The 9277-nt window shown below is 63.8% G+C and carries 4 protein-coding genes; all 4 read left to right on the top strand.

Annotated features, from left to right (window positions below; genetic code table 11):
- Positions 1 to 32 precede the first annotated feature (32 nt).
- Complete coding sequence (cbiD, locus tag HMPREF0178_RS12225; RefSeq protein WP_009368347.1) at positions 33 to 1325, top strand: cobalt-precorrin-5B (C(1))-methyltransferase CbiD; 1293 nt, start codon at positions 33 to 35, stop codon at positions 1323 to 1325.
- 5 nt (positions 1326 to 1330) lie between these two features.
- Positions 1331 to 5335: a precorrin-4 C(11)-methyltransferase gene (gene cobM, locus HMPREF0178_RS12230; RefSeq protein WP_009368348.1), complete on the top strand. Its 4005-nt coding sequence runs from the start codon at positions 1331 to 1333 to the stop codon at positions 5333 to 5335.
- A 127-nt stretch (positions 5336 to 5462) separates the two neighbouring features.
- Positions 5463 to 7433, top strand: coding sequence for a cobyrinate a,c-diamide synthase (locus tag HMPREF0178_RS12235; RefSeq protein WP_009368349.1), 1971 nt, complete (start codon positions 5463 to 5465; stop codon positions 7431 to 7433).
- A gap of 353 nt (positions 7434 to 7786) precedes the next feature.
- Positions 7787 to 9277 (top strand): histidinol-phosphate transaminase (locus HMPREF0178_RS12240; RefSeq protein ID WP_009368350.1); only part of this gene is annotated, 1491 nt, incomplete at its 3' end.

The following is a 9277-nucleotide window of genomic DNA, read 5'->3' on the forward strand; positions in this document are numbered from 1 at the left end:
AGTTCGCATAACCCAACCCGATCCAACGCGCTATGAAACAGACCGAACAGAAAACCTTGCGCTGGGGCTACTCCACGGGCGCGTGCGCGGCGGCGGTGGCGACGGCGGCGTGGCTGCGGCTGACGCGGCCGGAAACGTCCCTGCCCGCAATCCCGATGCTGTTCCTTGATGGCAGGGAGCGCATCCTTCCGCTGCTTGAGCAGGACGAGGGCCATATGGCTGCCGTCCGCAAGGACGGCGGCGACGACCCGGACTGCACGCACGGCGCAATCCTGTTCGGGAACATGCGGAGCTGCTCGGCTTCGGACGCACGGAAAGAAGATTATACGTTGAGCGTGGGAGGCGGTACTGTCATCCTGCGCGGCGCGGCGGGCGTAGGCTTGTGTACCCGCCCCGGACTGGACTGCGAACAGGGCAAGTGGGCCATCAACACCGGCCCGCGCCGGATGATCGCGGAGAACCTGCACCGCGCCGGGCTCGACGCCGGATGCTGGCTGCTGGAAATCGGTGTGGAGAACGGGGAGGAGCTGGCAAAACATACCCTCAACCCGCTCCTCGGCGTTGTCGGCGGGATCTCGATCCTTGGGACGACCGGGCTCGTGCGGCCCTACAGCCACGAAGCCTATATCGAAACCGTGCGGATTTGCGTGAAATCGCACCATATCGCCCACGGGACGACAATGGTGTTCTGCACCGGCGGACGCACGAAGTCCGGCGCGGAACGGCGGCTTCCCTCTCTGCCCGAAACGGCGTTCGCCTGCATCGGGGACTTTATCGCGGAGAGCCTCGCCGCGGCCTGTGAATACGGGATGCGCGAAATCGTCGTGGCCTGCATGGCGGGGAAATTGTGCAAGTACGCGGCTGGATTTGAGAACACCCATGCCCACAAAGTCAGTCAGGATATGGATCTGTTGCGTGCCGAGGTACGGAAGCACCTGCCCGGGGAAGAAGCCCTGCACGATGCACTGGCGCACAGCGTTTCCGTGCGGGAAGCGCTTCTGTCCATCCCCGAAGCGGATCGGCCCGGTATCCTACGACGCCTCGCCCGCACCGCCCTCGGGCAGTTTGCCCGCCGTTGCGGGGAAGACATCGCGCTGCGGCTGCTCGTCTTCGATTTTGAAGGACAATTCTTATTTGAGGAAAAATGGGGTGAGCAAAAGGAACCGGAGAAAAACGGAAAAATTTTTTCGGGACAAAGCGACCCCTCCCATGCCTCCGCCTCTTCCCCAGAAGCTCCCACGGCAAGGAGCGGGGAGCACAGGGGAGTCCCTGAAGACAGCGGAACGATCGGCCTGACGTATTTTCTGGACGGCAAAAAGGATTGAAGGCTATGGACGGCAACGGAATGGATGCGGAAGCTGGGCGCATTGACGTCGTGTCGTGCGGCATCGGCTTTCCGGAGGACGCCGAAACGCTGGGGCTGATCGGACGGGCGGACGTGGTGTATGGTTCTCGGGCGCTGCTGGCCGCGTGCCCTGTAGAAGCCCGCTTGACCCGGATCATCGGCGCGAAAGCCCGTGAGGATGCGGAGGACGCCCTCACCCTGTGCCGGGCCGGGCGGCATATCGTGGTATTGGCCTCGGGAGATGCGCTGTACCACGGGTTCGGCGGTACGCTTTCCGGCATAGCCCACCCCGATGACACTATTGTGTATCATCCCGGCATTACCGCTTTTCAGGCGCTGTTTCACCGGCTCGGCCTGCCGTGGCAGGACGCCCGCCTGTTCAGCGCGCACTCCGGCGAAGCCTTGCCCGCCCGTGCCATTGCCGAAGCCCCGCTTTCCGTCGCCTATGCCGGAAGCCGCTATCCCGCCCACGCCATAGCGCAGGCCGTGCTCAAGCTCCATCCCGCGTCCGCCGGGCGCGCCGCCGTCATCGCCGAACGGCTCGGCTCCGCAGAAGAACGCCTCTTTTCAGGCCCGCTGGCGGATCTGGCCCGCACGGAATGCGGCCCCACGTCCATCCTGCTTCTGCTCCCGAACCTTTGGCACTGTGTCCCTCATACCGTCGCCCGGATTGCTCACGATACGCGTCCCGATTCCGGCATTCACGGCGATTCCCCCATATCCCGCAGCATCCCCGCGCCGATACTCACCCTTGGGCTCCCGGAAGAAGACTATGAACGCGAGAACAACCTGATTACCGCCTCCGATGTGCGGGCGGTGATCCTGTCGCGGCTGCGGCTTCCGGCATGGGGCATGCTGTGGGACATCGGGGCCGGAAGCGGTTCCGTGGGGCTCGAAGCCGCCGGACTGCGGCCCAACCTCAACGTCGTCGGCATCGAGCGCAAACCCGAACGCGGCGCGATCATCGAGCGTAACCGCGCCCGTCTGGGCGTCTCCAATTATACGCTCCACATAGGCGACGCTCTCGAGCTCATCCATGCCTCATCCGCAGACAACCTCCTTTCCTCTCCATACAGCGGAACTCCCCCCCCCTTCCCTCCTCCCTCCCCCCGACCGCGTCTTCATCGGCGGAGGCGGGCGGGGCTTGCCGGAACTGCTGGAGGCGTGCATGGAAAGGCTGGCGCCGGGCGGCATCATGGCGGCGAGCGCGGTGACGCTCGAAAGTTTCCATGCCCTGTCCGCATGGTCTCCCGAGCGGAGAACCGGCCTGTGCAGCCTCAACATCGCCCACGAGCAACCCATTGCCGGGACGAGCCACCATTTGAAGCAACAGAATACCATCTACCTGTTTACGTTTCAGAAAGAGATAACGTCATGAACACTCCTCTCGTCGAATTCGTCGGCGCCGGACCGGGCGCGGAAGATCTCATCACCCTGCGCGGCCTGCGTGCGCTGGAACAGGCCGACCTCGTAGTGTACGCCGGGTCGCTGGTCAATCCCGGGCACCTCAAGCGCTGCAAGCCCGACTGCGAGTGCAGGGACAGCGCCGCCATGAACCTTGGGGAGCAAGTCGCCGCCATGAGCGAAGCCGCCCTCGCCGGAAAGCGCGTCGTCCGCCTGCACACCGGAGATCCGGCCATGTACGGCGCGATCAATGAGCAGATCCACGCTCTTGCCGAAAAAGGCATCGCCTCGCGCATCGTCCCCGGCGTGAGCAGCGTCTTCGGTGCGGCGGCGGCTCTCGGCTGCGAACTCACCTGCCCCGACGTGAGCCAAAGCGTCGTACTCACCCGCACCCCTGGGCGCACTCCCATGCCCAAGGGCGAAAACGCGGCGGCCTTCGCACGGACCGGAGCGACGCTGGTCTTCTTCCTCAGTACAGGAAAGATTGACGATCTGATGACGGATCTCATGGCTGAGGGCGGTCTGTCCCCGGATACTCCGGCGGCGGTCGTTTACCGTGCGACATGGCCTGACGAACGCATCCTCCGGGGCACTGTATCCGACATCGCACGCAAGGTCGAAGAGGCGGGTTTCGGACGGCAGGCACTCATTTTCGTGGGCCGGGCGCTGGATGCCCAAGGCGGCGCATCACGGCTTTATGGCGCTGACTTTTCACATGGTTACAGAAACCACCTTGCCAACGAAGCCTTTGACGGGCGCTGTGCCCTGTATGCCTTTACCGACAAGGGGGTTGTCCGCGCCAAGGAAATCGCCGCCGGACTCGGCCTGCCTGCGGTAATCCACTCCACGCGTCCCACAGGCGCGCCGGACGTCGTCCGTACGCCGGGGGAAACCTTTGACGCGACCCTGTCCACCAACTGGAGGCAGTTCGACGCGCATATCTTCATCAGCGCGACCGGCATAGCCGTGCGCAAGATTGCTCCGCTGCTCAGAGATAAGACCAGCGATCCCGCCGTATTGTCATGTTCAGAAAGCGGTAGCCATGTGGTCGGCCTCACGTCGGGGCATCTCGGGGGCGCAAACCGTCTCGCCCGGCGCGTAGCCCGCGTCACCGGCGGGCAGGCCGTGATCAGCACCGCTACGGACGTAAACGGCCTCCCGGCCTTTGACGAGGCCGCCGCCCAAGAACATGCGCGCATCCTCAATACCGACGCCATCCGCAGCCTCAACGCCGCCCTGCTCTCAGGAGAACCGGTCGCTTTCTGCGGCCCCCGCACGGTGTTCGACCGCCATTTCGTCGGGGCGGACCAAGTTATCTACACAGACAGCCCGGAAACGATTACCGCTCGCCATGCCGTGCTCTGGGATGCCGAAGGCACGGTGCCCGAAGAGGTACAGCACCTTGACATCACGAGCAAATCCTTTGTTCTCGGCGTGGGTTGCCGTCGTGGGGTCGAGCCCTTGGAACTGCGGCTCATCGCGGAAGGCCATCTCTCCGATCTCGGTTTGCGGCCTGAACACATCGCCGCCATCGCCTCGTGCGACGTGAAAGCCGATGAGCCCGCCATCCTCGAATTGGGCGAAAAGTGGCAGGTGCCCGTCAAGTTCCACGCCGCCGCCCGGCTTGACGCCGTGCCCGTGCCCACGCCCTCGGCCAAAGTCCGTGAAAAGGTCGGCACCGCTTCGGTGAGCGAGGCCGCGTGCCTGCTTTCCGCCGGATACGGCTCAATCCCCCAGCCCGCACTGTACGCCCCGAAAGCCGCCTTTGGAGACGTCACGCTGGCGCTGGCCCGCCTGCCGCACCTCTCCGCACCCAAGGCTACTCGCGGACAGGTCGTGGTTGTGGGGCTTGGCTCCGGCGTTCCCGAGCAGATCACGCCCGAGGTGGACGCCGCGCTCAGGCATTGCGACACAGTGGCAGGATACAGCAATTATGTTGATTTCATTCGTGATCGCATCATCGGAAAACCAATCATCCAGAACGGTATGATGGGCGAGGTGGCGCGGTGCCGGGCTACGCTCGAAGCCGCCGCAGCCGGGCAGAAAGTCTGCATGGTCTGCTCCGGCGACCCCGGCATTCTGGCGATGGCGGGGCTGCTGTTCGAGCTGCGGGCGCGGGAGCCGGAATTCGCGGACATCCCGATCCGGGTCCTGCCGGGCATCACGGCGGCGAACATCGCGGCGGCTTCGCTTGGGGCGCCGCTCCAGAACGGTTTTTCGCTGGTGAGCCTTTCCGATCTGCTTGTCCCTTCGGACGAAGTACGGCAAAATCTCCGGGCCGTGGCGCAGTCGGCCCTGCCGGTGACGCTCTACAATCCCGCCGGGCGCAAACGGCGGCATCTGCTCACGGAAGCGCTCGACATTTTCAGGGAACGACGCGGAGGCGACGTATTGTGCGCCTATGTCCGACATGCCGGACGGCCTCAGGAGGCCAAATGGATCGGCAGGCTCGACGATTTCCCCGCCGACGAAGTGGATATGTCCACCCTCGTCATCATCGGCGGCCCGCGTACGATCACGGACGCCGGGGCCATGTACGAGGCGCGGGGGTATGTTGAGAAGTATATGGAGCAGGTATTGGGTTAGGGAGAAGACCCCTTCTGAAGAAGAGCTTCCCCTCCCCAAAACCCCATCCCCTCTCTCCCAAGACTTTTGCGTGTATTGAATACCTGTTGGAAAGCCTTTTCGAGGCATCGGGAAACGGGAACAGCCTATGCGACATACGACATTCCACGCCTTCTGCATCGCCGCGCCCCGTTCGGGCGAGGGCAAGACCACGGCGAGCATCGCGCTCATGCGGGCCCTTGCCCGGCGCGGCCTGCGGGTGCAGGGGTTCAAATGCGGGCCGGACTACATCGATCCTACCTTCCATGCTCAGGCCACCGGGCGGCCCGCCTGCAATCTCGATACGTGGATGATGGGCCGTGATGGTGTCCGGGCGCTGTGGGACAGCCGCGCGCATGACGCCGACGCCGCCGTCTGCGAGGGCGTCATGGGGCTTTTCGACAGCCGTGATCCCGGCGTTCCGGCGGGAGGCACGGCCGATTGCGCCCGCGCCCTCGGCCTTCCGATCGTACTCGTGTTCAACGGCAGGGGGATGGCGGGTTCCGTGGCCGCGCTCGTTGCCGGGTTCCAGCTTCATGCCGTGCGCATGGGCGTCCGCCTCGTCGGAGCCATTGCCAATAATGTGGGAAGCCCCCGTCATGCGGACATATTACGCGAGACATTGGAACGCTCCAACCTTCCGCCGCTGCTCGGCGCGCTGCCCCGTCGTGAGGAATGGCGGCTGCCCGAACGCCAGCTCGGGCTCCTCCCCTCGGAAGAGGCCGGGACCACCGCCGCATGGCTCGACGCGCTAGCAGAGATGGCGGAACAGCATCTCGACATTGATCGCCTTCTCGCGCTGACCACGTCGAAGCGCCCGGAAGCGCCCGCGCCGTTGCTTTCGGAGAACGTCCCGCCCCGGCGCATGGGCATCGCCAAAGACAAGGCCTTTTGCTTCTATTATGAGGAAAACGAACGCTTTTTACGTTCGCAGGGATGGGAACCCGTTCCCTTTTCCCCGCTCGCGGATACGGTCCTGCCGATCGGCATTGAGGCGTTGTACCTCGGCGGGGGCTATCCCGAAGTCTTTGCCCGCGAGTTGTCCGAAAACGCCGCCATGCGGGAAAACATCCGGGACTTCGCCGCACGGGGCGGAGAAATATATGCGGAATGCGGCGGCTACATGTATCTTTGCACCACGCTCGAAGCCTCCGAAGAGGCCGGGGGCACGCGGGACGACCGCCGCATCTGGCCCATGTGCGGGGTCATCGACGCCACGGCGCGCATGGGTGGGCGCATCCGTTCCCTTGGGTACCGGGAAGCCTCCATGCTCTCCGGCGCGCCCTTCGGCTTGCGGCACGAAACCTTCCGAGGACACGAATTTCACTGGTCCGACATCGAGTTGCACCGCGACTATCCGCCCCTGTACGAAGTCCGAACCCGCTCAGGCGTCGAAAAAGCCGGGGTCGCCTTCGGCAACGTCAGAGCCGGGTATGTCCATCTCTATTGGGGAAATGAGGGATATGCCGAGGAAGGCCAAGCCCCCAAAAGCGGGAAAACTTCTTCGGAAGGATTTTCCTCCCCTCGGCCCACCTCCCCCTCCGGTCAGGTCATCCTCCTGAACGGGCCGTCAAGCGCGGGAAAGACCACGCTTTCCCAAGCATTGCAAACGCGGCTCCACGCGGTTTACGGGTTGTGCTGCATGACCCTTTCCATCGATCAGCTGCTGAGGGCGAGCACGGGGGGATACGGGTCCGTACTGGCGGGACTCGCGCAAACGGGCCTGCCGCTCATCGAAACCTTCCATGCCAGCGTCGCGGCGGCGGCAAAAGCGGGCGCGTGGGTCATCGTGGACCACGTCATCGGCGAAGATCCGGGCTGGATTGAAGACCTGCTCGAGCGATTGGCCGGCGTTTCCATCCTGTCCGTGCAGGTCACTTGCGACGCCAAGGAATTGCAGCGCCGCGAGTCCCTGCGCACGGATCGCACGCCGGACTGGAAGCACGCCGAACGTCAGGCGCGTTCCATCCATGTGCCGCTCCCCGGCCAGATGACCGTGGATACCACCCGCACCGATCCCGAAACCTGCGCGGCCTGCATCCTTGAGGCCCTGTTTATGGAAAGCAACATACCAATCTGATGGCTTGAATCGGCGAACGGCCTCGGCGGGAACATATGCACAAATCCGGGAAAGCAGGCAGGACGTCCGTCTGGGAATATTTTTCAAAAACTATGTGTCATTTCTGCATAAAAACCATTGGCTCTGCCAGAGTACACGGTTGATGCTTCCTTTCTTAACATTCCAAAGAGACAGCCAACAAAATGCCTCGACCATAACGCTCACCAACGGGAAAACTGGAGAAAAAAGCTCCCTTTTCACCCTGTTGCGGAGATGAAACGAACGCATCCCATGACGGAGCCAAAACATTCAAGGGCCGATGCCCTCACGCTTTGGGGGAAACCTCCCGGGCAAGTACAGAAAGAGGAATCGTTATGAAACCCGAAGCCCACGGCGGCGACTTGCTGCGCATGGCGGCTACCGCCGGACGCGATCCGGCCTCCTTACTGGATTTCAGCGTGAACGTGCGGCCCGAAGGCCCGCCGGAGTTCATCCGTGCCGCGCTGTTCCGGGCCATGACCGCACTCGCGGCCTATCCTTCCCCCCATGCCGAGGAAGCCATGCTCGCGGCGGCCCGGCATCATGGGATGGACGCCTCCCGCTTCGTCTTCGGAAGCGGCAGCAACGAGCTCATCCACGCGCTTGCCCGCGTACTCCGCAAGCGCGGCGTGCCTTCCGTGCGCGTCGTCGAGCCCGCATTCAGCGAATACGCCATAGCCTGCCGCCTCGCCGGGATAAAGGCCATCCCCGTATGGGGAGGCATCATTGAAAAAAATCAATGTGTTCCGACAACAGATACGGGAAAGGATGAAGCCGTCCCCACGCGGGATCTGCTCGACGCGCTCACCGATGCCCCCGAGGGATCGGCGGTCTTCCTTGCCAATCCCGGCAACCCTTCGGGGTTGTTCCGTACTCCGGAGGAATGCCTGCGCCTCATATCCTCGCGCTCCGATCTCCTTTGGATCATTGATGAAGCGTTTGTCGAATACGCCGGGACGGAAACGGAGGCTTCCGTACTGCAACGGCTTCCGAAAAACGGCATTGTCCTGCGCTCGCTGACCAAATTCCATGCCGTTCCGGGCGTACGCCTCGGATATCTCGCCGCCGATGCGGAGCTGGCACAGGCCATCCGGGACGAGCTGCCCGCGTGGAGCGTCAACGCCTTCGCGCTGGCCGCCGCGCAAGCCGTCTTCGCGGATACCTCGGACTTCGCGGCACAAACCCGCGCCGAGAACGCCGAACGCCGCGCGGATCTCGCCGCCGCCCTGTCGTCCCTGCCGGGAATCGAGGTTTACCCGTCAGCCGCCAACTACGTTCTGTTCCGCTGGCCCGGCGCGCCCCGCAATCTGCTCGACATCCTCCTCAAACGCTTCGGCATCGCCGTCCGCGACTGCTCCAACTACCACGGGCTCAAAGACGGCTCATGGTTCCGTGCCGCCGTCCGCTTTCCCGAAGACCACCGCCGCCTTGCCGAAGCCCTCTCCGCAATCCGGGAAACGACGCACGGGGTTTCCTCCTCCCCGCTCCCCGAAACCCCGGCTTCACCCGAATCCGGCAACAAGGATTCAATAAACATAAAAGTCTTAGGAAGAGGAGGGATGGGGGTCTGGGGGAAGGGAGGAGAAAGCCCTTCTCCAGAAGGGTTTCTCCTCCCTTCCCCCGGCATATCCCGCCGCCCCCGCCATACCCCGGCCCTCATGCTGCAGGGCACCTCCTCCAACGCGGGCAAGAGCATCCTTGCGGCGGCCTACTGCCGCATCTTCCGGCAGGACGGCTACAGCGTCGCCCCCTTCAAAGCGCAGAACATGTCGCTGAACTCGGGGGTCACCGCGGCGGGCGACGAAATGGGCCGCGCCCAGATCGTG

This window comes from Bilophila sp. 4_1_30 (assembly GCF_000224655.1).
Lineage (GTDB): Bacteria > Desulfobacterota > Desulfovibrionia > Desulfovibrionales > Desulfovibrionaceae > Bilophila > Bilophila wadsworthia.

Coding starts and splice junctions, on each gene's coding strand:
- cobM (WP_009368348.1), top strand. CDS start 1,331: ATGGACGGCAACGGAATGGATGCGGAAGCTGGGCGCATTGACGTCGTG.
- HMPREF0178_RS12235 (WP_009368349.1), top strand. CDS start 5,463: ATGCGACATACGACATTCCACGCCTTCTGCATCGCCGCGCCCCGTTCG.
- cbiD (WP_009368347.1), top strand. CDS start 33: ATGAAACAGACCGAACAGAAAACCTTGCGCTGGGGCTACTCCACGGGC.